This is a genomic window from Rhodococcus sp. NPDC060176, assembly GCF_042728675.1.
Classification (GTDB): domain Bacteria; phylum Actinomycetota; class Actinomycetes; order Mycobacteriales; family Mycobacteriaceae; genus Rhodococcus_F.
Map to the genome: position 1 here is coordinate 158,229 of NZ_JBHWYS010000005.1, position 20,727 is coordinate 178,955.

24 protein-coding genes and 1 pseudogene are annotated in these 20,727 nt (G+C 63.0%); 16 read left to right on the forward strand and 9 right to left on the reverse strand.

Going from position 1 to position 20,727, the window contains the following annotated elements:
• Positions 1-239 precede the first annotated feature (239 nt).
• Entirely contained in the window at positions 240-683 is a 444-nt protein-coding gene (locus ACFWEM_RS23205) for an STAS domain-containing protein (protein ID WP_283304882.1), read from the forward strand.
• Between the two features lie 68 nt (positions 684-751).
• On the opposite strand, the gene ACFWEM_RS23210 is transcribed toward ACFWEM_RS23205, so the two are convergent.
• Positions 752-2,020 carry a glycosyltransferase gene (locus tag ACFWEM_RS23210; protein WP_378537466.1) on the reverse strand — a complete coding sequence of 423 codons (1,269 nt, stop codon included), beginning with the start codon at positions 2,018-2,020 and terminating at the stop codon, positions 752-754.
• 120 nt (positions 2,021-2,140) lie between these two features.
• Between ACFWEM_RS23210 and ACFWEM_RS23215 the strand changes: the two genes are divergently transcribed.
• Entirely contained in the window at positions 2,141-2,554 is a 414-nt protein-coding gene (locus tag ACFWEM_RS23215; RefSeq protein ID WP_378537468.1) for a DUF6292 family protein, read from the forward strand.
• Positions 2,555-2,576: 22 nt separating this feature from the next.
• Here the strand turns inward: ACFWEM_RS23215 and ACFWEM_RS23220 are convergent, their stop codons facing one another.
• Entirely contained in the window at positions 2,577-3,146 is a 570-nt protein-coding gene (locus tag ACFWEM_RS23220) for a DUF2231 domain-containing protein (protein WP_378537471.1), read from the reverse strand.
• A gap of 114 nt (positions 3,147-3,260) precedes the next feature.
• Between ACFWEM_RS23220 and ACFWEM_RS23225 the strand changes: the two genes are divergently transcribed.
• Positions 3,261-3,482 carry a hypothetical protein gene (locus ACFWEM_RS23225; protein ID WP_230816894.1) on the forward strand — a complete coding sequence of 74 codons (222 nt, stop codon included), beginning with the start codon at positions 3,261-3,263 and terminating at the stop codon, positions 3,480-3,482.
• A gap of 16 nt (positions 3,483-3,498) precedes the next feature.
• Here the strand turns inward: ACFWEM_RS23225 and ACFWEM_RS23230 are convergent, their stop codons facing one another.
• Positions 3,499-4,353, reverse strand: coding sequence for a polyphosphate kinase 2 family protein (locus ACFWEM_RS23230; protein WP_378537476.1), 855 nt, complete (start codon positions 4,351-4,353; stop codon positions 3,499-3,501).
• Between the two features lie 57 nt (positions 4,354-4,410).
• On the reverse strand, positions 4,411-5,145 hold the full coding sequence (locus tag ACFWEM_RS23235) for a TetR/AcrR family transcriptional regulator (RefSeq protein WP_378537479.1): 735 nt from the start codon (positions 5,143-5,145) through the stop codon (positions 4,411-4,413).
• 171 nt (positions 5,146-5,316) lie between these two features.
• On the opposite strand from ACFWEM_RS23235, the gene ACFWEM_RS23240 reads away from it, so the two are divergent.
• The 5 genes from ACFWEM_RS23240 to ACFWEM_RS23260 all read left to right on the forward strand — a co-directional run bounded on the left by ACFWEM_RS23240 (position 5,317) and on the right by ACFWEM_RS23260 (position 9,596).
• Positions 5,317-6,597, forward strand: coding sequence for a DUF445 domain-containing protein (locus ACFWEM_RS23240; protein ID WP_378447269.1), 1,281 nt, complete (start codon positions 5,317-5,319; stop codon positions 6,595-6,597).
• Between the two features lie 103 nt (positions 6,598-6,700).
• On the forward strand, positions 6,701-7,207 hold the full coding sequence (locus ACFWEM_RS23245) for a helix-turn-helix domain-containing protein (protein ID WP_230816898.1): 507 nt from the start codon (positions 6,701-6,703) through the stop codon (positions 7,205-7,207).
• The gene (locus ACFWEM_RS23250) at positions 7,200-8,027 is read left to right on the forward strand and encodes a heparin-binding hemagglutinin (protein ID WP_378447100.1); all 828 of its coding nucleotides are present in this window, start codon (positions 7,200-7,202) and stop codon (positions 8,025-8,027) included. The genes ACFWEM_RS23245 and ACFWEM_RS23250 overlap by 8 nt, the downstream gene beginning before the upstream one ends.
• Positions 8,028-8,122: 95 nt before the next feature.
• Positions 8,123-8,419: a DUF2516 family protein gene (locus tag ACFWEM_RS23255; protein ID WP_003941505.1), complete on the forward strand. Its 297-nt coding sequence runs from the start codon at positions 8,123-8,125 to the stop codon at positions 8,417-8,419.
• 145 nt (positions 8,420-8,564) lie between these two features.
• A complete protein-coding gene (locus ACFWEM_RS23260) occupies positions 8,565-9,596 on the forward strand; it encodes an alpha/beta fold hydrolase (RefSeq protein ID WP_378537482.1) in 1,032 nt (343 codons plus the stop codon).
• Positions 9,597-9,608: 12 nt separating this feature from the next.
• Here ACFWEM_RS23260 and purU read toward each other — a convergent pair whose 3' ends face one another.
• A complete protein-coding gene (purU, locus tag ACFWEM_RS23265; protein WP_003941509.1) occupies positions 9,609-10,496 on the reverse strand; it encodes a formyltetrahydrofolate deformylase in 888 nt (295 codons plus the stop codon).
• Between the two features lie 64 nt (positions 10,497-10,560).
• Here purU and deoC point away from each other — a divergent pair, with 64 nt between their 5' ends.
• Positions 10,561-11,226, forward strand: a complete 666-nt coding sequence (deoC, locus tag ACFWEM_RS23270; protein ID WP_378537485.1) for a deoxyribose-phosphate aldolase — start codon at positions 10,561-10,563, stop codon at positions 11,224-11,226.
• On the opposite strand, the gene ACFWEM_RS23275 is transcribed toward deoC, so the two are convergent.
• Positions 11,223-11,993 carry a DUF2993 domain-containing protein gene (locus ACFWEM_RS23275; RefSeq protein WP_378537487.1) on the reverse strand — a complete coding sequence of 257 codons (771 nt, stop codon included), beginning with the start codon at positions 11,991-11,993 and terminating at the stop codon, positions 11,223-11,225. The two genes, deoC and ACFWEM_RS23275, sit on opposite strands and share 4 nt — an antisense overlap.
• Before the next feature lie 127 nt (positions 11,994-12,120).
• On the opposite strand from ACFWEM_RS23275, the gene ACFWEM_RS23280 reads away from it, so the two are divergent.
• The 3 genes and pseudogenes from ACFWEM_RS23280 to ACFWEM_RS23290 form a co-directional block, all read left to right on the forward strand.
• A complete protein-coding gene (locus tag ACFWEM_RS23280) occupies positions 12,121-12,699 on the forward strand; it encodes a hypothetical protein (protein WP_378537489.1) in 579 nt (192 codons plus the stop codon).
• Between the two features lie 199 nt (positions 12,700-12,898).
• Positions 12,899-13,231, forward strand: a complete 333-nt coding sequence (locus ACFWEM_RS23285; protein ID WP_378537492.1) for an Ig-like domain-containing protein — start codon at positions 12,899-12,901, stop codon at positions 13,229-13,231.
• Positions 13,232-13,307: 76 nt separating this feature from the next.
• A pseudogene (locus ACFWEM_RS23290) lies at positions 13,308-13,841 on the forward strand (Ig-like domain-containing protein); the annotation flags it as partial.
• Positions 13,842-14,058: 217 nt separating this feature from the next.
• Here ACFWEM_RS23290 and ACFWEM_RS23295 read toward each other — a convergent pair.
• The 3 genes from ACFWEM_RS23295 to ACFWEM_RS23305 all read right to left on the reverse strand — a co-directional run bounded on the left by ACFWEM_RS23295 (position 14,059) and on the right by ACFWEM_RS23305 (position 15,929).
• Positions 14,059-14,847 carry a class I SAM-dependent methyltransferase gene (locus ACFWEM_RS23295; RefSeq protein WP_230816907.1) on the reverse strand — a complete coding sequence of 263 codons (789 nt, stop codon included), beginning with the start codon at positions 14,845-14,847 and terminating at the stop codon, positions 14,059-14,061.
• Between the two features lie 7 nt (positions 14,848-14,854).
• Positions 14,855-15,355, reverse strand: coding sequence for a DUF2505 domain-containing protein (locus tag ACFWEM_RS23300; RefSeq protein ID WP_378537494.1), 501 nt, complete (start codon positions 15,353-15,355; stop codon positions 14,855-14,857).
• A 76-nt stretch (positions 15,356-15,431) separates the two neighbouring features.
• Positions 15,432-15,929 (reverse strand): DUF2505 domain-containing protein, encoded by a 498-nt coding sequence (locus ACFWEM_RS23305; RefSeq protein ID WP_378537496.1) that lies wholly within the window; start codon positions 15,927-15,929, stop codon positions 15,432-15,434.
• Positions 15,930-16,003: 74 nt separating this feature from the next.
• On the opposite strand from ACFWEM_RS23305, the gene ACFWEM_RS23310 reads away from it, so the two are divergent.
• The 4 genes from ACFWEM_RS23310 (at position 16,004) to ACFWEM_RS23325 (ending at position 20,720) form a co-directional block, all read left to right on the forward strand.
• On the forward strand, positions 16,004-17,047 hold the full coding sequence (locus ACFWEM_RS23310; RefSeq protein ID WP_378537498.1) for a UDP-N-acetylmuramate dehydrogenase: 1,044 nt from the start codon (positions 16,004-16,006) through the stop codon (positions 17,045-17,047).
• A gap of 32 nt (positions 17,048-17,079) precedes the next feature.
• Positions 17,080-18,276 (forward strand): Ig-like domain-containing protein, encoded by a 1,197-nt coding sequence (locus tag ACFWEM_RS23315; protein WP_378537500.1) that lies wholly within the window; start codon positions 17,080-17,082, stop codon positions 18,274-18,276.
• Between the two features lie 132 nt (positions 18,277-18,408).
• Entirely contained in the window at positions 18,409-19,965 is a 1,557-nt protein-coding gene (locus tag ACFWEM_RS23320; protein WP_378537502.1) for a hypothetical protein, read from the forward strand.
• The gene (locus ACFWEM_RS23325; RefSeq protein ID WP_378537504.1) at positions 19,962-20,720 is read left to right on the forward strand and encodes an ESX secretion-associated protein EspG; all 759 of its coding nucleotides are present in this window, start codon (positions 19,962-19,964) and stop codon (positions 20,718-20,720) included. The genes ACFWEM_RS23320 and ACFWEM_RS23325 overlap by 4 nt, the downstream gene beginning before the upstream one ends.
• Positions 20,721-20,727 lie beyond the last annotated feature (7 nt).

Consider the following 20,727-nt stretch of genomic DNA (forward strand, 5'->3'; position numbering starts at 1 on the left):
CGCAACATCGGATTACCTCACGGAACCGCAGACCAAACCACATTTTTGTTCGGAGCACCGAAACGAATGGTCGCAACGCACTTGTGACGTCGGTCATGCTGGCGTACTGTTTCAAACCGAGGTTGAGCACACAGCCGATGAGGGATTGATCCGTAATTCTGGAGACCCGTTCATCGTGCGTCTCCTTCGGAGGTCCCTTCTCTTTTGCAGAGTGTAAACCGTTGCGGGATGGGAGAACCATGACTGTTGTTCCAGGATCATCTATTTCAGGCTTTACGAACGCGGCGAAGGGATCGGTTGATTACGGACCTCCCGCGACCGGGACAGCGACCGCATCATTTCACGCGCACCGCATCAGTGCACAGACCGCTGTTATTCAAGTTCGTGGCGAGATCGACCTGATGAGCGCCAATGCTTTTCGCGATTATTTGACGTACCACGTGGCCGCGGACCGGACACTGGTCGTTGATCTCTCCGAACTCGAATTCATGGGGACGTGCGGCTTGTCCGTACTGTCGGTGCTGTCGACGCGATCACGCGACGTGGGCGGCACACTGGCGCTCGTCTGCGCTCGCCCGGTTCAAAGGTTGCTCAAAGCAGCTGGTCAGGAGTCGATGTTTGCCTGCTACGAGTCGCTGGATCACGCGATCGGCCTCGAAGAGACCCGACGTTTCCCGGCTTGATTCCGCAGCTTCACTTCAAACTTCGTGAAATCAGCTTCGTGAAATCAGGTTCGTAGAGCCCGTCAGCGTCAGTGCACTTCACTTCGGTGAGTGCCCTTGTGTTGGCGGGCTCTCGGCGGTGCTGTGACGCACCGGCCGTAGGTTCGGACCACTTCGGTGGCGACGTGATCCCACGAATACGATTCGCACGCGCGAGCGCGACTCTGCCGTGCAAACGCTGCGCCTTCGTCCTCGTCGTCGAGAAGATGCCGGACTGCCCGCGCGGTTTCCACCGGATTGTTGACCGGGACCCGCCGGCCGGTGAGCCCGTCGATCACGGTATCCCGCAGTCCGCCAACAGGAGTCGCGACCACCGGCACTCCGCACGCCATCGCCTCCAGAGCCGCGATTCCGAACGGTTCGTATCTGGGGGTACAGACGAGGGCGTCGGCCGATCGCATCAATTTCGGTAGTTGGCGGTGCGGAACCCGTCCCAGTAATTGGACTCGATCTGCGACGCCGAGCCGCTCGGCAAGCTTGACCAAGCGGATCGCCACCTCGTCGGTGCTCAGTTGTGCGACGGGCGGCCCACCGATCACTACCAACTCCGTGTCGGGCAGCGAAGCCAGCGCGGCGACGGCAACATCGAAGCCCTTCTGCTCCACCAGCCTTCCGACGCAGATCAATCTATGCGGTGCGGTCTTCTTCGCGGCGGGTCCCTCAGGGGTGAACGCCTCGGTGTCGACGCCCGAGGGCACCATGGTGGTCCGTGATCGTGGTGATCCCTGCCGAACCAGATCGAAGATTTCGTCCGAACTGGTCGCGATGACATGGGTTGCGCCCCTGGCGATCAACGGTTCCAGGTGAGTCCGCTCCGAGGGGCTGTCGTCGGCTGCTCCGAGGTGGCGGTGCGCCGCAGATCCCAGGGAATGGAATGTCTGAAGTACAGGGATGCCGAGCGAGCGGGTCGCGAGTTCCGTTGCCACACCAGACATCCAGAAGTGCGAGTGCACCACATCGGGTCGGCCGGTACTCCACTGAGCGCGCAGAATGCTGGCAAAGGTTCCCAGGTGAGGAAGGATTTCGGCATCCGGAAGAGCCTGTGTCGGGCCGGCCTCGAGATAGTCGACGCAGTACCCGGCGCGAGCGCGAACGCGGTCCGGTCCACCGACGTGTGCCCGCCGCGTGAAGACGGTGACGTCGTGTCCGGCGCGAACCAAGGCCGCAGACAGTTCGTCGACGTGCAGGTTCTGTGCACCAGCTGCCGAGCAGCCCACCGGCGCGAGTGGATCGGCGTTCACCGACACCATGGAGATCTTCAGCATTCGTCCGGGAGCCATAGCGGGCGAGTACTTCATCGGGTCCCCTCTCCACTTGATCGGTTCGTCTGGGGATACCCGGAGTCCATGATCTGAACCGGGTTTCGACGTGGTCAGCGGTGGGCACATTCCAAACACGATGGCGAGGAGTGAGGTTCGATGACAGAACAAATGCTGGTCGACGCAACCGTCGGACTCGGGTTCGAGCGGTACGTACAACGGGTGGCGGTCGGCGTGGGCGCCGGTATCGAGCAATGGTGTTGCAGGCGCGAACACCCCCTGGAGGCCTACATCGCGTTGGACCGAACGGTGCCGCGTTTTCCCGGGCGTGAGGTGGCGTTGCTCTGGGAGGAGACGTGCGGTTGGGCCCTGGCCGTGGAGACTCGTTCAGGGGAGGACCTCATCGTTCTCGGATATCTGGGAGAACATGCGGTGCCTGCCCCCGGTGCCGTCGCCGACTTTGCCGCGACACTGGGCACCCGCAGCCCGCATTGGGTCATGAACAGGCCGCTGGCGGATTCGGACGAGACCGCGCGAGAACTGCGGAGCTATTCCGGAAGTGCTTACACCTGAACAGTATTCAGATTCAATTGGCTCAGTTGACCACGTCCAGGATGGGATCGAGGACGGGCGTCGAGGCAGCTTCGACGTCCGGATCGTCCATGAGTCGAAAGACGATGTGACCGCCGAGCGCACCACCGATGCCGACCGCGGTGAGCCCCAGTATCGACAGCACTCGTGCCAGCGCGAGTGAGTCCTTTCCGCGTAGCCTGTACGACGCAGCAAAGGACCAGATACCCACTGCATTCGACGCAGCGTGCACCAGTCCCACACGGCGGGCGACGTCGCCACGTTCGGACCAGTCCAGCCAGCCCGTCAGCAGGACCGGCGGAGTCGAAACCAATCCGAGCCCGATCAGCCGTCGTGCTGTCTGCGGATCGCCTAAAACATCGAAGATCAGCGACGCCGTCCAGGCGCCCGCCGGAATGGTCACGAGGGCAGGATGGATGGGATGCCCGACGGCGGCGCCGCGCAGAAGTGCGGCGACAGTGCGCGATCGGTCGGATCGCTCCGTGATCTCGAGGATTCTGCGCCTGAGGCCAGTGGACGGACCGTCCAGTCCGCGAGCGGATTCGATTCCGCGATAAAGAGTTCCGATGTCCATGTAATTCGGCTACCCGGCGTAGACGTCGGGAAACCTCGCGACGGCAGTGTCTTGTCGACCGTCATGCTCCGGCGTACGGTCGAAACGAAAGAGATCCGACCGGAGGAGCGAACGATGAAGCTCAATCTCTTTGCGGCGTGGGCGTCGTATTTCCTGGTATTGGCCACAGTGGTCTGCCTCGGCAGTTTCCTGGTGGCGGCAGGCTCAGGTCAGGGCGGTTGGGCATTGATCGCCGGACTCGCCGGCGTCGCGTCCATCGGCCTCGCGGTAGCCCTGTACGCCAGCACTGTGCGTCACGACCACAAAGTGCACCGCGAATCCCCACACCTGTTCTGATCGGGAATGCTTCTGATCAGGACTGTGCGAGTCGCGCCTTCTCCGCCTCGATGTCGAAGTTGGCAGGCGGCCAGTCGAGATCGAGCTTTTCCAGAGCGTCGATCAGTAGCTCCGTGACCGCAATTCGGCTGTACCACTTGCGATCACACGGCACGACGTACCACGGCGCGTGCTCGGTCGACGTCTTGTCGAGCATTGCCTGATACGCCTGCTGATACGCCGGCCACAAACCGCGCTCGGTCACGTCGCCCGGGTTGTACTTCCAGTACTTGTCCGGACGGTCGAGACGTTCTTCCAGTCGCTTCTTCTGCTCGTCGAGCGAGACGAACATCGCGACCTTCACGATCGTGGTTCCGGCGTCGACGAGTTCCTTCTCGAACTGGTTGATCTCGTCGTAGCGCGTGCTCCAGACATCCTCCGGGACAAGATCGTGAACGCGCACGACCAGGACGTCCTCGTAGTGGGAGCGATCGAACACACCGAGATAGCCGCCGCGGGGCAGTTCCTTCTTGATCCGCCAGAGGTAGTGGTGTTGCTTTTCCTCTTCGGTCGGGACACCGAAAGCTGCGTGCTTCACTCCCGAAGGATCCACGTGACCGATCACGTGCCGGACCATGCCGCCCTTGCCTGCGGTGTCCATTCCTTGCAGGACCAGCAGAATCGAGCGGATGTCCCCGGACCGGCCGTTGGCGTACAGCAACTCCTGCAGGTCGGACAGTACCGCGCCGCGCTCCTCGAGCAGACGTTCGCCGTCAGCTTTGTTTCCGGTGAATCCCGGAGTGCTGTTGCGATCGAGTTGATCGATTTCGAACCCGGGCTCTGCCCGCAAGGTCTTGGCGGCCGGTGTTTCCCACAGCGAGTCTTGTGCCATGCCGAAAGAGTGCCACAGGATCGCCCCCTACGGCCCGAAAGTTCGGTCTCGGGCGAGTCAGTCCTCGGCAGGCTTGACGAGGGGATGCGGAACCGACTTGAACTTGGCCGGTGATCCGTTGACCGCCGCAATGCCGGTGATGCCGCCCCACGTCATCATCGTGAGGTAATCGATCAGCGATTCAGCGGACATCGACTTGTTTGAGATCCACCAGTGCGTCGCGAGCTGAATTCCGCCGACGATCCCGAATGCCCACGGCAGGGAGCCGCCGGAATCCATCTCCATCTCGCGAAGACGATTGCCCAACACCGTGGAGAGCAATTCGGCGATCATGCGCTCGGAGTCGGCAACGACGTCGCGGTTGGCGCCGGCGCCGTTGGCCATCACGTAGAGGTAGATGTCCGGGTCGGATGCCACCGTCTCGACGTACGCGGTGATGCTGGCCTGAGTGAGTTCGAAATCGTCGAGATCGCCGCTGATCGCTTCGTAGATACGCGGCGAGAGGATGGTCTCGACGTACCGCATCATCGTGGCGGTGGTGAGGTCGCTCTTGTCGGCGAAGTAGCGGTAGAGGACCGTCTTGGAGACACCGATCTCGGATGCGATCTCGTCCATGCCGATCTCACGGCCGCGCGCGCGGATTGCGGCGATGGTGCCGTCGACGAGTTCCTCGCGTCGAGCGATCTTGTGCTCACGCCAACGACGCTTGCGACCGTCGGATTTCTCGGGCTTCGCATCAGCAACGACTGTGCCGTCTACCTGCTCGTTGTCCTGCACGGCATTCTTGGCCACGAGTCATCTCATATCTGTGGTGCGAGCCACGTCCGATCGGTCTACTTTTCCGTTCCAGCTTAATGTCCGTGCCTTTATCTCGGGCACTCACATCGGCAGTTGGGGGGATTAGGTCCTGCAGAATCAGACATCGTGTCGCTCGCGCTACGCCGCGTCACACCTTTCGGCACAATGGCGAGGGTGCAGCAACTGAGCCTCTCCGCCTTCGACGACGCCGCCAAGCGTCGGGACCTTCGCAAGATGAAGGTCTTCGCCACGGGCCTCCTCGGCTTCGCGACGGTGGTCTACATCTTCTGCCGGTGGCAGGAATCCCGCGGTGCCGGAGAGTGGGTCGGATACGTCCGGGCCGCGTCGGAGGCCGGCATGGTCGGCGCACTTGCCGACTGGTTTGCCGTCACCGCGCTCTTCCGTCATCCGATGGGGCTTCCCATCCCGCACACCGCGATCATCAAGCGTAAAAAGGACCAGCTCGGGGCCAGTCTGAGCTCATTCGTCGGACAGAACTTCCTGGCTCCCGAAGTTGTGTCGGCCAAGGTGCAGCAGGCGCAGATTCCGCTCCGACTCGGCACGTGGATGGCTGAACCTGCCAATGCCGCTCGCGTCGCTGCCGAGACGTCGACCGTCCTGCGCGGCATGGTCGAGGTTCTTCGCGACGAGGACATCGCCCAGATCATCGACAACACGATCGTGAAGCGTCTCGCCGAGCCGATGTGGGGACCGCCGATCGGCCGAGTGCTCGGTGAGCTTCTCAAGGACAACAAGCAGCTGCCGATCATCGAACTGCTGGCCGAGCGCGCGCATCAGTGGGCTCTCGGCAGCCAGGAAACGATCGATCGTGTGATCGTTCGTGATTCGCCGGCATGGTCGCCGAAGTTCGTCGACGCCATGCTGGGGGAGAAGATCTACAAGGAGCTCGTCGAGTTCACCTGGAAAGTCCGTTCCAATCCCGAGCATGAGGTGCGCCTCGCCGCCAACCGCTTCCTGATCGATTTCGCGGACGATCTTCAGAACGACCCGGAGACCATCAAGAAGGCCGAGGGGATCAAGGCCGAGATCATGGGTCGCGAGGAAGTGACCGGTCTGGCGTCGTCGACGTGGCAGGTCGCCAAGCGGCTCATCATGGAGTCCGTCGACGATCCGAACAGCACCCTGCGGACCAAGGTCGCCGAGAACGTGGCCGGCTTCGGAGTTCGGCTGCGCGACGACGACTCCATGCGCGCGAAGGTCGACGGCTGGCTGGTGCAGGGCACCAAGTACATCGCGGAGAACTACACCGACGAGATCACCGGGGTCATCAGCGACACGGTCGAGCGGTGGGATGCCGACGAAGCAAGCGAAAAGATCGAATTGCAGGTCGGTCGAGACCTTCAGTTCATCCGTATCAACGGCACCGTCGTCGGGTCGATCGCCGGTCTGCTGATCTATACGATCTCGACGCTCATCTTCGGCTGAACTGTCCGGTATGTGACGTCCACCACGAGTGCTAGCAGTAGTGCTTGCAATAGTTAGCACCCTCTCCTATCCTGGGAAATGTCCACTGGAAAGGGAGGACGCAATGCCAGCGAAGTCGACGAACTCCGATGACGGAGATCGTGAATCATCCGGTGCCGCAGCCGGAGCAAGCGACTTGGCAGCTCGCGTCGTCAGCTCTGCGGCACACGACATCGGGGGGTTCATTCGTGCACAGCGGGAAGCCGCCCAAGTTTCGATGCGCCAACTTGCTCAACTCGCCGGCGTCAGCAATCCGTATCTGAGCCAGATCGAACGCGGATTGCGCAAACCGTCGGCAGACGTACTGGCGCAAATTGCCAAGGGCCTTCGAGTCTCCTCGGAAGTCCTGTACGTCCAAGCGGGATATCTCGAACAACGCCCGCACAGTCCCATCAGGGACGCGGTGTTGGCCGAGACGGCCATCAACGAACGGCAGAAGCAAGTACTGCTCGAAATCTACGACTCGTTCTGTCGCGAGAACGAGTCGTCCAGACCAGCCGCAGCGCCCGATTTTGCTGAATCGGCCGCAATTCCAGACACCGAGACTTCACTAGGAGAAAAAGATGACTGACAAGAACGCCATCGACAGCGTCAAGACCTCGCTCTACGCCGCCGTCGGTGCAGGCGACCTCGTCGTCCAGGCCGTAGCCGACGTTGTTGCTCAGGTTCGTGAACGCGCCGAGAACACCCAGGGTGACGTCAACGGCCGTGTCGACGGTGCCCGCGAGAAGCTCGCTTCCGTCCAGGGTGACGTCGCCGAGAGCGTCGAGGCACTGCGTGAGCGTCTCGCCGGCCTGCCGTCCGAGCTGCCCGAAGAGCTCGCCGAGCTGCGCGAGAAGTTCGCACCCGAGGAGCTCCGCAAGGTCGCCGAGGCATACCTCAAGGTTGCCGGCGATCTGTACAACTCCCTCGCGGAGCGCGGCGAAGACGCAGTCGAGCGCATCCGCAAGCAGCCCGCAGTCGAAGAGGGCATCGCAGCTGCAGAGTCGGCACTCGGCGACGCCGTCGAGCTGACCGAAGACGCACTCGGAACCGTTGCTCGTCAGACGCGCGCCGTGGGCGAGCAGGCTGCCAAGCTGGCCGGCCGCGCTGCCGGACGCATCTCCGACACCGCAGAAGAGGTCGGCGAGAAGATCTCTGACGCCGGCGAGAAGATTGCCGACGCAGGCGACGAGGCCGCGCTGAAGGTCCTCGACCTCGGTGACCAGGCTGACGAGGCTTCCAAGGAAGCTGCCGCTCGCGTGACCGCTGCTGCTTCCGACGTCCAGGAGCGCGCAACCACCGCCGCCAAGAAGGCCGCTCCGGCCAAGGCTGCTCCCGCGAAGGCTGCACCGGCCAAGGCCACCGCGCCGGCTCCGGCCAAGAAGGCTGCTCCGGCCAAGAAGGCCTGATTTGCCCAGCCCCACCTGACGAAGGCTCCCGCGCTCAGCCGAGTGTGGGAGCCTTCGTGTTCGTCGGGAACCGGATGAGAACTTAGGATGTAGTTGTGACTCAAGTCGATGGGCTAGTCGGTCTGATCTTTCTCGCACTCAAAGTGCTCGCGTTGGTGGGCGCTGTCTACGCGATCGTTCATGCCGTCAGGCAGCGTCCAGACGCCTTCACCGCGGTCAACAAATTGACCAAGCCGATCTGGCTGGGAATTCTGATTGTCGCGGCATTGATTCTTCTGGCGACGTCTCCTGTCGGCCTCCTGGGCATCATCGCGGTCGTCGCAGTGTGCGTGTATCTCGTGGACGTTCGCCCGCGGGTCGATGACATCCAGCACGGCGGTTCTCGCTGGTAGTGTGCTGCGGTTCCCGCTCATCGTGTGCTGCCCCACTCTTCGCTCCAACGCTGACAACGGGCGTTGTTCGAGTGATAGTGTCGGTTAACGGCAGTCACACATAGATTGCATCCGTCTGTCGTCAGCAGCAGTCAGGGGTAAATGCATGTCCAGTCGTTCGCGCACCACAGAGCTTCGAGTACTGGCAGGCGCCGTCGGAGTGGGAGCACTCGTCGCGGCTGTCGCGGGGATCCGTCATCGGCGATCCACGCGTGGGTTGACCCTCTCGAGTGACGTTGAGCCCAATGCACTCCTGAAGGCTCCGACGCTCAAAGCTGACATCAGTGAACTGACCACCGACGACGGTGCGATCATCAACATCCGGGCTTACGGTCCCGTCGACGGCGATCCGATCGTTCTCAGTCACGGCTGGACGTGCTCAACCGAATTCTGGTACCCGCAGGTCAATGCGCTTGCCGGCGAATACCGCGTCATCACCTACGATCAGCGCGGTCACGGCCGCAGCACCGTCGGCAATCTTCCGCTCGGCCCGGACGTCCTTGCCGACGACCTCTCTGCTGTGCTGGCAGCCACGGTTCGCGAGGACAAGAAGGCCGTCATCGTCGGTCACAGCATGGGCGGGATGAGCATCATCGCCTGGGCTGGTCGCCACCCCGACGAGGTCAAGAAGTATGCATCGGCGGTCATGCTCGCGAGCACCGCGAGTGAAAGGTTGATCGCGGAGACCACGGTCATCCCACTGCCCAATCGTTTTCCTCGGGTGCCGGTCCCGGTGGGCCGCGCCATCCTCAGCTCGCCCGTTCCGTTCGTCTCCTCGGGCGCGATGACGAAGGCGATCCAATACGTCTCGATGTCACCGAACGCGACCAAGGCCGAGATTCAGTTCTGCGAGAACATCGTTCGCGAGTGCAAGCCCCGCATCCGTGGCGGTTGGGGAGCAGCGCTGAGCACCCTGGACATTCACGAGGGACTCGACAATCTCGAAGTGCCGACCACCGTGCTCGTCGGCTCGCTTGATCGGCTCACTCCGCCGGTCCATGCGCGCAAGCTTGCGCAGGTCCTCGACGACGCCGGCAACCTCGAACGGTTGATCGTGTTGCCGGGCGTCGGTCATATGTCGTCGATCGAGAACATCGACGAGTTCGACAAGGAAATCGTGCGATTGCGCAACCTCTAGCGCAACGCTGCTCTAGCTGAAGACAACCGTCTTGCGCCCGTGGACCAGAACACGATCCTCGAGGTGCCAGCGCAGTCCGCGTGAGAGTACGAGCTTTTCGATGTCTCGACCCTGACGGACCATGTCGGCGACATCGTCGGCATGGTCGACGCGGATCACGTCCTGCTCGATGATCGGGCCTGCGTCGAGTTCGGCGGTGACATAGTGGCAGGTGGCGCCGATCAGTTTCACGCCGCGCGCGAACGCCTGGTGATAGGGGCGGGCGCCGATGAACGACGGCAAGAAGCTGTGGTGGATGTTGATCGCGCGTCCGGCCCAATGCTCGCACAGTGATTCGGGCAGCACCTGCATGAAGCGTGCAAGAACTACGGCGTCGGGATTGTGAGCGTCGACCAGGGCGCGGACCTTCTCGAAGGACGGTCCCCGTTCAGCCGGGTCCTTGGCGAACGGAACGTGATGGAAGTCGATCCCGTGGCGCTCGGTGACACTGCGCAGATCCTCGTGGTTTCCGATGACGGCGCTGATTTCTGCCGGAAGTTCTCCGCCCGCAGCGCGGCCAAGGAGATCATGCAGGCAGTGACCTTCCTTGCTCACGAGCAGCACGATCTTCTTGGGAGCACCCGAGTCGTGAAGAGTCCACTCGGTTTCCGGACCGATCTCGGCTGCAACAGCTTTGAACCGTTCACGAAGCTCGTCGATGCTCATGCTCACCGAAGACGCACGGACCGCCTGCCGCGTGAAGAACCATCCGGTGTCGGCATCGGCGTGATACGCAGCTTCCACGATCCATCCACCGACGTCGGTGAGAAAGGTCGAGATGCGTGCGACGATGCCCGTGGTGTCGGGGCAGCCGAGGGACAGAACATAGCGACGATCGTCGATCGAAGGTGCAGCGGTCATGCGGCCTAGTCTCTCAGGTGCGGCTGCGGCGACGGTCGCGTGGTGGTGTGCCAAGCTTTCCACCATGTCTGAAGCTGCACTCACTCGTTCCCAGGTTGCCGCGATGGTGGACCACACTCTGCTCAAACCCGAAGCCACCGCGGCCGATGTCACCGCCTTGATCGACGAAGCACGCAGCCTCGGTGTGCTCGCGGTCTGCGTCTCGCCGTCGATGTTGCCGATTCGCGCCGACGGACTGGTGACGGCGGCCGTCGTCGGATTCCCGTCGGGGAAGCATCATTCACTGGTCAAGGGCGCTGAAGCGCGACTGGCCGTCGATCAAGGCGCAGCCGAGATCGACATGGTCATCGACGTAGGAGCGGCGGTCGCCGGCGACTACAGCGCGGTGTTGGCAGACATCCTCACCGTCCGCGAGGCGATGGGGGAGAGTGCGATCCTCAAGGTGATCCTCGAAACCGCAGCGCTGTCCGACGAGGCCATCGTCGAATGTTGCCGCGCAGCTGTGCGTGCCGGGGCGAACTTCGTCAAGACCTCCACCGGCTTCCACCCCGCGGGCGGAGCGACGGTCGAGGCCGTCGCACTGATGGCGCAGACGGTCGGCCCGGGCGTGGGAGTCAAGGCCAGTGGCGGAATACGTACTACGCAGGCAGCACTCGACATGATCGCGGCCGGTGCCACCCGCCTCGGATTGTCCGGAACCCGAGCAGTACTGGACGGACTGGCCGACTAGGTCAGCAGGCCGCAGCTGTCCGGCACCGCCGAGGTGTTCTGGTTGTTCGCGTCGGCGACGGGCATGGCGTAGGCGCCACCCTCGAGCGAGATCTCGATAGCGTCGTCGGTGACGGTCAGCTTGGTGGGCTTCATGTCCAGCGGGTACGTCTGCAGGCTGTCGGTGAGTGTCTGGACGATGCCGTCGACCAGGTCGGTCGGCAGACCCAATCCGAGAATCTCGGCGCCGACGGTCTGGACGTCGACCACACCGTTGGTGACGGTGGGCTTGACCGTGAGCTTCGCGAGCCCGACCGGTCCGACGTCGAACGCGAGTGTTCCGGCGCTCGAGTCGGCGGTGACGCCGGAGACGAGCCCGCCGAAGGTCTGTTCCTGCAAGGTGGCGAGAATGCCTGCGGTAGACCAGTTGACGTCGGCGCTGGAGCTGCCGATGGTGCCGCTGTTACCCGTCGAGGGCTGCAGGTTGATGTCGTTCACCTTCGCGTGAACCTGCATTCCCGTTGCGGGGCCGAACGACGAGTCGTCACTGTCGATGCTGATGTACGGCACCTTCTTGTCGACTGCCTGCAGGAGTACTGGCTTCCAGCTCAACCCGACATCGACCTGGGATCCCAGTTCGCTCTGGAACTGGTCGGCCATGCAGGTCTTCACCTGGTTGCGTACGTACAGTTCTCCACCGACGAGCGCCGCGACGAGTACGGCGATCACCACGAGAAGGATGATGAGCACTCGGTTGCGCGGACGAGGGTTGTTCGCTGCGACAGTCATTCGCCAGATTCTTCCCGACGAGTCTGAACGAACTCTGTGAATACGCACTTCCTCATTCCTGTGATGCGCGACACAGTCGCCCGTAGTCTGTTCGAAACGGCGTTTTCGACGGTCACCGGAGGTGGTCATGGCTTCGGACTACGAGTCACTCGAGCTGCTGGCGCTACGACAGTGCGGATTTGTCACGGCTCTCCAGGCATCCGAACTGGGTTTCGGTCTGGCCCTGATGGACGAGATGACGGAATCCGGAGCTTGGACGTGTGAGTGTCGCGGACTTTTTCGCCTCGAACGCGTCAGACATACTGCCTTGGACGAGTTTGCGAAGTGGTGCACGTGGTTCGCCGGTAGCGCCACCGTCTCGCACTACAGTGCCGCAGATCTGCATGGCCTCGGGCACCTGCAACCTCGTTTCATTCATCTCTCCGTTGCGCATCCTCTCGCGGCGCCGACCCGCCAGGTCGCACTGCATCGACTGCCACTCGCGGACGACGAGTGTGAACAGATCGGGCCCATCCGCATCACCACGCCGTTGCGTACCGTGCACGACCTCGCTTCCGGTGGAATTTCCCAAGTCCTACTCAACGAAGTAGTCGCTGATGCGGTGGCGATCGGTCGACTCGACGCGCACGAGTTGTATCTCTCGTGTGAGAACGCGAGTGTGGATGTTGCTGTTCGAGTGGAGTTGGCGCTCGCCGCAAGCCTGTAATCGAGATTGAATTCTTATACTTCTGCGAGCTTCTGGCATCACGTCCCAAATCGAATATGACGCCCATATCAGAGATGAGTGCGGGACTTACGGAATGGCCGATGTGGGGCGGCGACGTGAAGACGTTTGAGTTCCAGTATCGCGTTGGTGCGGATTGTGCGCTGTAAAGGTAGGGCAGTCCGTTGAGCTGAAGGCGGCAGTGACCGGTGGTGCCGACGGTGATTCGGTCGAGTTCTTCGACGGCGCCACCAAGATCGGTGAGGGCACGCTCGCCAATGGTGCTGCAACACTTGCCTGGACACCGGCCGACGTCCGAACGCACAGCGTGACGGCCAAATATCTCGGCAATGCGAAGGTATCGACCTCGACGTCTTCGGCTGTCGACGTCGTCGTCTCCGAAGACGACAAGAGCACTGCCACCACGATCACCGGTCCCGCAAGTGCGGTGGCGGTGTACTCCGGTTCCGGTGTGTACCAGGCCTCGACGTCCGCGCCGCATGCGTTGACGGTCGCTCCGGTAGTCGTTCACTGACTCCGTCTCGACCGGTGCTGCAGGCGGAACCGTGCAGTTCAAGCAAGGCGGCAGGGATCTGGGCTCACCGATTCCCGTGAACGTCAAGGCGCCGGCTCCCACCGACCAGCAGACCCAAACGACCTTGACCGTTCCGGCGAATGCGAAAACCGTTACGGCAGTTGGTCTCTCCGTAGCCGTCACGCCGACTCCCGTAGGCGGCACGGTGCAGTTCAAGGACGGCTCGGGCAATCTCGGCTCGCCGGTGTCGGTCGTCGACGGCAAGGCGTCGATCATGCACGAGTTCGCGAGCGTCGGCACGCATGACATCACGGCCGTCTACTCGGGTGCCACAGGATTCCTCACCTCTACCTCGGCCGCGCGGGCGGTTTCGGTTACGGCTCCGGCCGCGGAGGATCAGGAAACGTCCATCACCGTGAGCGTCCCGGCATCAGCGGTCAAGGGCGCGAAGGCCGATCTTGTTGCGGCAGTTGTACCTACGCTCAGCGCAGGAACGGTCCAGTTCATGGATGGAGCCACCCCGATCGGTGGATCGGTTACCGTGGTGAACGGCAAGGCCACGCTCTCGCATACTTTCACCGAACTCGGCGATCGTCGAATCACCGCGGTGTTCAGCGGAACTGACGGCTACCTCGGTTCCGAGACCCAGGCTGCAGTCACCGTCAAGGTCACGGCAGAGTCTGACGGCGGCGATCCCGGCAACGGCGGCAGTTCGACCGGTTCGCTGGGAAGCCTGGAAAACACCTTCGGGTCCTGGCCCGACGCCGGCACAAAGACGCCTCGCCGCGGAGAACACCTCCGCGGCGGGGCGTTTCCCGTCTGGGAGTTCAGGGATTCGGCGCTACGACGTGCCAGGGCACGGTCAAGATGCAGTCACGAAGACGTCGACGCGCGGGTTGGACGGGAATTCCCTGTGCCCGAAGAATTTCCAAGGCGGCGGCCCACCGGTGGCGCGGGCCGAACGAGGCGTGCGGCGCAGCGGTGGCCCAGGCTCGATCGGCAGCGCTCAGCAACGCATGGATCGGCTCGCCCGGAACATTGCGATGGATGAGAGCCTTCGGCAGTCGTTCCGCGATGTCGGACGGTCGCTCGATGTCGAAGGGGTCCCAAGCCAATGTCAGCGTCAGCGGACGATCGGCGTCGAGAAGTACCCAGGCGCAACGCCTCCCGAGTTCGTCGCAGGTGCCGTCGAGTAACAGTCCGCCCGGTGCGAGACCGGACTGGATGTGCGACCAGGCCGAATCAACCGCGTCCTCCGGGTACTGCCGGAGAACGTTGAATGCGCGCACGAAAACGGGTGTCAGACCGGCCAGCTCGAATCCACCGCGGGCGAAGCTGACACCGTCACGACTCTCGACCACGCGGGCGGGGTCGATCTCGAGTCCGATGACCCGTCGGTCCCGCCGGACAGCGGTGAGGCGGCTTGCCATCTCGAAGGTGGTATCCGGCCTCGCCCCGTAACCGAGGTCGACTATCAACGGATCGGCTGCGTTGTTCAGAGCGTGTGCGATCGTGCGGTTGTGGACGATCCACCGGTCACTTCGTCGCAGTCTGTTGATCCCCGTCGTGCCACGGGTGATGACCCCCTCGATCTTCGGGGGTGGAGCCTTCTTCACGCCGGCTTCAGCGAGCGGCGAGCCAGGTCGCGGTGACCTGTGCCTCGGTGCGGAACAGATCTACGAGGTTGATCAGCATGAGCTGTTCCAACTTCGCGCCGATGAACGGGATGAATACCTTGGCCTCGGACGTGGTTCGCAGTGTGGACCCGGTATCGGTAGCGAACAACTCCATGGTTCCGGACAGACTTCCCGGCCCGGCGGGGATCGAAGCCTCATATGTTCCGGTCACGGTGTCACCGAAGGCGCCGTAGGACTCCTTGCGAGTGATGACAAGATCCTTCTTCATCACCGTCTGAGCTATGTCCGGCAAATCGGTGCGCGGAAGAATGTGGTGGAGCACGAGATCGATTCCGGTATCGGTGACCTCGAAATGTTCCACATGGTTCTCGGAGTGCTTGCGCATCTCCTCGACGCGGGCCTCCCAGTACGAGCGGTCCGCCAGCGCCGCGTAGACCTGCTCGGGGGAGTGCTGATAGCGGGCGGAGTAGTCGATGCGGCGAGCCATGATCGGAAAGAATACCTGTTACCCGCTGTGACAAGCCAAATTGGCCGTATCCACAACTGTCGCCGCCCGCAGGGTTTTACTTCGCGATCCACTCCCGGGTGAAGTCCTGTTCAGCCTGGATGAGCCGGACAACTTCGTCGACTATCGCGCTCTCGATCTTTCCGCCGAGGAACGGGATCTTGACCTCGACCTCACCGTCGACCTCGAGAGTGGCGGAGTTCTCGTCACCAGTCAGAACCTGGGTGCCCTCGATACGGGCGGGAACACCGTCGACGTGGGCGGAGAAGGTTCCGGTAGCCCTGCCGTCCTTGAACGGGGCCATCGTTTCACTGCGCTTGATGACGATGTCGCCGTTGACGACCTTCGACACCATGCTCGGGAGGTGCTCGGCGGCAATGATCTGCGACATCGTGACCGCAACGGTCTCGTCGCGGACGGTCAGCTCTTCGATCGTTGCGCCGGGACCACCGACAGCGACGATTCGGTCGCGCCAGTACTGCTCGGAGGTCACCGCCTCATGGACCTTCTCGGCGGGGACTGTGTACTTCGACGAATGCTCGATGCGACGGCTCACGATTGTGGAGGCTACCGTTTATCGATGTGTGGGACGTAACCATTGGCAGACGCGTCGTGGAATCAGGCGCTTTCGTGTCCGAGAACGTTGACTTGTCAGGATTGACGACGCTGCGAATCGGGGGACCGGCGCGGCTGCTCGCAGAATGCCCGACGACGCAGTCGTTGATCGACGTCGTGACGCTGCTCGATCGCGAGCAGATCCCGACGCTGATTCTCGCCGGCGGATCGAATCTCGTGATTTCCGACGAGGGATTCGACGGAGTTGTCGTTCGTGTGGCCAACACCACCGTGAGCCTCGACACGGACCGCGTCGTTGCCGAAGCGGGTGCGGTGTGGGACGAAGTAGTCGGCCAATCCGTCGCCGCGGAGTTGGGTGGCCTCGAGTGTCTCTCCGGGATTCCGGGCTCCACGGGTGCGACGCCGGTACAGAACGTCGGCGCGTACGGCGTCGAGGTGGGCTCGCGACTCCGGCGAGTTCAATTGCTCGACCGGCGCAATGGCGAAGTGTCGTGGGTCGAACCGTCGAAACTCGAATTGGGTTACCGGTCGAGCGTCCTCAAGCATTCGGACGCAGCACTGGTTCTCGCCGTCGAATTCGACGCGTCGACCGACGGATTGAGCGCCCCGCTCGCGTACCGCGAACTGTTCACCGCGCTGGGAGCAGAAGAAGGCGCGCGGTTGCCTGCGTCGCAGGTCCGTGAGGCAGTTCTGGGACTTCGGACAGGCAAGGCGATGGTCCTCGATCCGTACGATCACGACACCTGGAGCGCGGGTTCGTTCTTCACCAACCCCGTAGTGCCGGGCGACAAGCTGCCTGCCGTGCTCGCAGCCATCGCCGAACAGCTCGGCGACGTCACCGTGCCGCAGTTCCCCGGCAGTGGTGGGACCAAGCTCTCGGCCGGATGGTTGATCGAACGGGCCGGATTCTCGAAGGGTTATCCCGGCGAAGATGCACCGGCCAGGCTGTCGACCAAGCACACCTTGGCGTTGACCAACAGAGGGTCCGCAACGAGTGCGGATGTGGTCTCGCTCGCGCGGGCAGTGCGCGACGGGGTCGAGGCCGCGTTCGGCGTCCGCCTGGAACCGGAACCGGTAACTGTGGGCTGCACCGTCTGATTCCTGACAGAGCCCGCAGGTAGCCTGTTGAAGTGCATGAGCTGGGTGGTCGGAGAAGTCGTTCGCGTCTTGTTGCGTTGGTAGCTGTATTGCTCGCTGTGATGGTGGCCGTCGTCGGCTGCACGATCGGCGGCAAGGACGGACAGGGCGGCGCGGCGGCCGCCGAACCAGCACCGGTGGCGACCGTGGTGTCGACGCCGGCGCCCGGTACCAAAGATGTCAGCCCGGTCGCCCCCGTCTCGGTAGCGGTGACCCAGGGAACGCTGTCCGACGTCAACCTCAGCAACGCAGCCGGTAAAGCCGTCGCCGGACAACTGTCGCCCGACAAGACATCGTTCACCGTCGGTGAGGCACTCGGCTACGGCACCACGTATTCGTGGTCGGGCTCGGCAACCGGAACCGACGGTAAATCCGTGCCGGTCCAAGGGAGCTTTACGACGGTTGCCCCGGAGTCGACCACCGGCGCCACCCTCAACATCGCCGACGGCCAGGAAGTTGGCATCGCGGCACCGATCACCGTGCAGTTCGACAACTCCGTCGTCGACAAGGCGGCCGTCGAGAAGGCACTTGTCGTGACCACCGTGCCGCCCACCGCCGGATCGTGGGCTTGGCTGGCTGACGACAACGGCGGATCTCGGGCCCATTGGCGCCCGGCCGATTACTGGGTGCCAGGAACGACTGTTCATCTGGATGCCAAGCTCTACGGCTTGAACTACGGCGGTGGCGCCTACGGCGACCAGGATCTCACGCTCGATTTCACGATCGGCCGCAGCCAGATCGTGAAGGCGAATGCACCGAGCCACCGCATGCAGGTGGTGCGCGACGGCCAGACGATCATGGACATTCCCGTCAGCTACGGCGAGGGCAACGAACCCCGAAACGTCACGCGCAGTGGCATTCACATGGTGACCGAGAAGTACGAAGACTTCATGATGTCCAACCCGCCGTTCTACGAGAACGTGCGCGAGCGTTGGGCGGTGCGCATCTCCAACAACGGCGAATTCATCCACGCCAATCCTGAAACCACTGGGGTACAGGGCTCGTCGAACGTCACGAACGGTTGCATCAACCTGTCGACGTCCGACGCGCAGGAGTACTTCGGAACGGCCCTCTACGGTGACCCCGTCGAGGTGACCGGCACGTCGATCGACCTGTCTCCTGCGGACGGCGACATCTACGACTGGGCGATCGATCTGCCGACCTGGAAGTCGATGTCCGCACTGCCCTAAATCTATTTGTCGCTGTGAACCGAGCAATCTGGCGAAGTTCGGAACCATCCGGGCGTTGCTTGCGTCAGTACAGGTAAGTGCTGTCGGCTCGGGGGAGTCTGACGGAGGTTTCGACGTCAGGGGGGGACGGCAGTGGGCATTCCATTTCTGGAAGACGTGCTGGGCAGAATTTCCGAAGCGACGCAGGCCGTTCCTTCCGGCGTGGCGGCATTGCCAGTTGTCGGTATTCCCGTCGCTAGCGCAATCGCTACATCTGCTCTGGTTCAATCCGTGACCGACGACCGCGGCGCGTTCGACGGCGAGATGGCTGCTGCGACTGCGGACGCCGATGCAGAACGCGCACGAGCCTGGGGTGAGCGCGATGCCCTCACCGCTCAGACCTCGTCGCTGGAGTACAGCGAACATGCAATCGTGGACGACGATCCGTTCGACGCGATGTCGCACTCCGAAATCTTCGATCACGTCAACGAGATGGATCCGGCAACCCTGAGCGCAATCGGCGAGGCCTGGAAGGCAATTGCCGGCCGGGTGGAAGCCGGCATCGGGAAGTTCCAGAACGATGTGAACGGCGCGATCACCGAAGGGTGGCAGGGGCGGGGCGGCTCGGCTGCGTTGGAAGCCGTGCTGGCCTACTCGGCAGATGCGGGTGAGCTGAAGGTGCGGGTCGATCTGATCTCGAACAAGATCGAGGAGGCGAAGATCGCACTCCACGAGGCCAAACGCTCGATTCCGGCACCCGACGGCGCCTCGACGGTCGAGATGATCCTCAGCGTGGTTCCCGGGGCTACGTGGAAGCAGGCCCAATACGAAGCGGAAGAAGCCGAACGTCAAGCGCGTCAGGTGATGAAGGACGTGTATCTGCCGTACATGAAGCGCGCGGACGACCAGGTGCCGATCCTCCCGGCCGCGTTCAATCCGATCACCGGCAGTGGAGGGGCAGGCAGTGGAGGGTCTGGGGGCGGCGCATTCGGTGGCGGTGGTTCCGGCGGCGGGAACACTTCGGGTTCGGGGAACGGGCTCGGCACGCCACCTACATCGGGTGGCGGAGTTGGTGGAGGAGCGGACGGTGGAAACTCCGGCGGTGCAAACCCGGCCGGAGACGGTTCCGGTCAGAACGCATCCGGAACCAGTTCCGGAAATGGTGACAACCGTAGCGGCGTTGATGCCCAAGGGAATTCGGGTGCCGATGCTGCCCGGTTCGCAAACGATTCGGGCCCGGCCGGGACTACCGCGGCACATGCCGGCTCACTGCCGGCCGGTGCAGCGCCAGGTGGCCTGGCAGGTGCAACTCCGAATGGTGCTCAGCTCGGTTCCGGAGCGCCTTCAGGCCTCATGGGTAGCGGTTCGGGTGGTGGTTCCGCAGGTGGAATCGGTACCGGCGGCTTCGGGCCAGGTGGAACCGGAGGTGGCGCTCTCGGCCCTGGCGGCCTCGCCGGTGGCGCTCTCGGCCCTAGCGGCCTCCCCGGTGGCGGGCGTGGGGGCGTCAACGGAACTGGCGGTACCTCGGCGACGGGCGCGCAGAGCGGTCGGGGCGCGATGGGTGGCGTCGGCGGCATGGCACCGGGACGCGGACAAGGACAAGACGAAGACAACGTTCACGACACCCCCGGCTACCTCGTCACGGTCGAGAACGGCAACGCCCTGATCGGCGACCTACCCATGGTCTCCCCGGCGGTGTTGGGCGAATGACAACCAAGCAGTGGCACTTCACCGGCCTCGAATTCTCGATCCTCTGGGAAGCGGTCGGACGTGACCGCCTGCCGTACCCGCTTCGGTTTCGTTCGACGGCCGAAACCATGAACGAGCTGACAGCGGAGCGCCGTCGAGCGGGAGCGCGCCTGTCCTCCATGCTTGACGATCGGCTGCATCACGTTCTCGGAGCTCTTGCGAATCCCGCTGCTCGCGTTGAGGTTTCCGGCTTTCACGGGCCGAACATGAGTACAGTGACGCGATTGCACGGCGTTGTTGCCGGCGATCTGGGCGTGCTCGCAACCCAACTGCCCGGCAGGACCTCGGACTGTGGCTCCGATGTGGTTCTGAGCGTGGCGCATCCGTCGGCAATTCCGCGGATGCTGGTCGATCGGCTGCCCGCCTGCTCCGCCGGATCGGAGCGTGGTGTGAGCATCGAGAGATCGAAACCTACCGGGGGACAGAGCTTTCTGAGCAGCGCCGGCAGTGCACGCGGGAGCGAGGAAGTGCGCAGGTTCTTCGGCCGAGCACGGACCTCGATCGGTGAAGTCACCGCATACCCAGGCGGAGCCGTCGACAGCAGACCGACCGACGACGGAATAACGTTCCACTGGTACGACTATGCCGATGACGGTCGGTACATCATCACCGCGGGTGAAACCGTCAGTGCCCGCGGCGCTTCCGCGGAAATGACGGAGGCCGAGATTGCACGCAATCTCGGCCTCGTCCTACACCGGGCGATTCGCACTGGTTAGTCAGAAC

Bases quoted from the DNA above. Each gene is read 5' to 3' on its own strand.
- ACFWEM_RS23205 (WP_283304882.1), top strand. From the start codon at position 240: ATGACTGTTGTTCCAGGATCATCTATTTCAGGCTTTACGAACGCGGCG.
- ACFWEM_RS23210 (WP_378537466.1), bottom strand. From the start codon at position 2,020: ATGAAGTACTCGCCCGCTATGGCTCCCGGACGAATGCTGAAGATCTCC.
- ACFWEM_RS23215 (WP_378537468.1), top strand. From the start codon at position 2,141: ATGACAGAACAAATGCTGGTCGACGCAACCGTCGGACTCGGGTTCGAG.
- ACFWEM_RS23220 (WP_378537471.1), bottom strand. From the start codon at position 3,146: ATGGACATCGGAACTCTTTATCGCGGAATCGAATCCGCTCGCGGACTG.
- ACFWEM_RS23225 (WP_230816894.1), top strand. From the start codon at position 3,261: ATGAAGCTCAATCTCTTTGCGGCGTGGGCGTCGTATTTCCTGGTATTG.
- ACFWEM_RS23230 (WP_378537476.1), bottom strand. From the start codon at position 4,353: ATGGCACAAGACTCGCTGTGGGAAACACCGGCCGCCAAGACCTTGCGG.
- ACFWEM_RS23240 (WP_378447269.1), top strand. From the start codon at position 5,317: ATGGCGAGGGTGCAGCAACTGAGCCTCTCCGCCTTCGACGACGCCGCC.
- ACFWEM_RS23245 (WP_230816898.1), top strand. From the start codon at position 6,701: ATGCCAGCGAAGTCGACGAACTCCGATGACGGAGATCGTGAATCATCC.
- ACFWEM_RS23250 (WP_378447100.1), top strand. From the start codon at position 7,200: ATGACTGACAAGAACGCCATCGACAGCGTCAAGACCTCGCTCTACGCC.
- ACFWEM_RS23260 (WP_378537482.1), top strand. From the start codon at position 8,565: ATGTCCAGTCGTTCGCGCACCACAGAGCTTCGAGTACTGGCAGGCGCC.
- purU (WP_003941509.1), bottom strand. From the start codon at position 10,496: ATGACCGCTGCACCTTCGATCGACGATCGTCGCTATGTTCTGTCCCTC.
- deoC (WP_378537485.1), top strand. From the start codon at position 10,561: ATGTCTGAAGCTGCACTCACTCGTTCCCAGGTTGCCGCGATGGTGGAC.
- ACFWEM_RS23275 (WP_378537487.1), bottom strand. From the start codon at position 11,993: ATGACTGTCGCAGCGAACAACCCTCGTCCGCGCAACCGAGTGCTCATC.
- ACFWEM_RS23280 (WP_378537489.1), top strand. From the start codon at position 12,121: ATGGCTTCGGACTACGAGTCACTCGAGCTGCTGGCGCTACGACAGTGC.
- ACFWEM_RS23300 (WP_378537494.1), bottom strand. From the start codon at position 15,355: ATGGCTCGCCGCATCGACTACTCCGCCCGCTATCAGCACTCCCCCGAG.
- ACFWEM_RS23325 (WP_378537504.1), top strand. From the start codon at position 19,962: ATGACAACCAAGCAGTGGCACTTCACCGGCCTCGAATTCTCGATCCTC.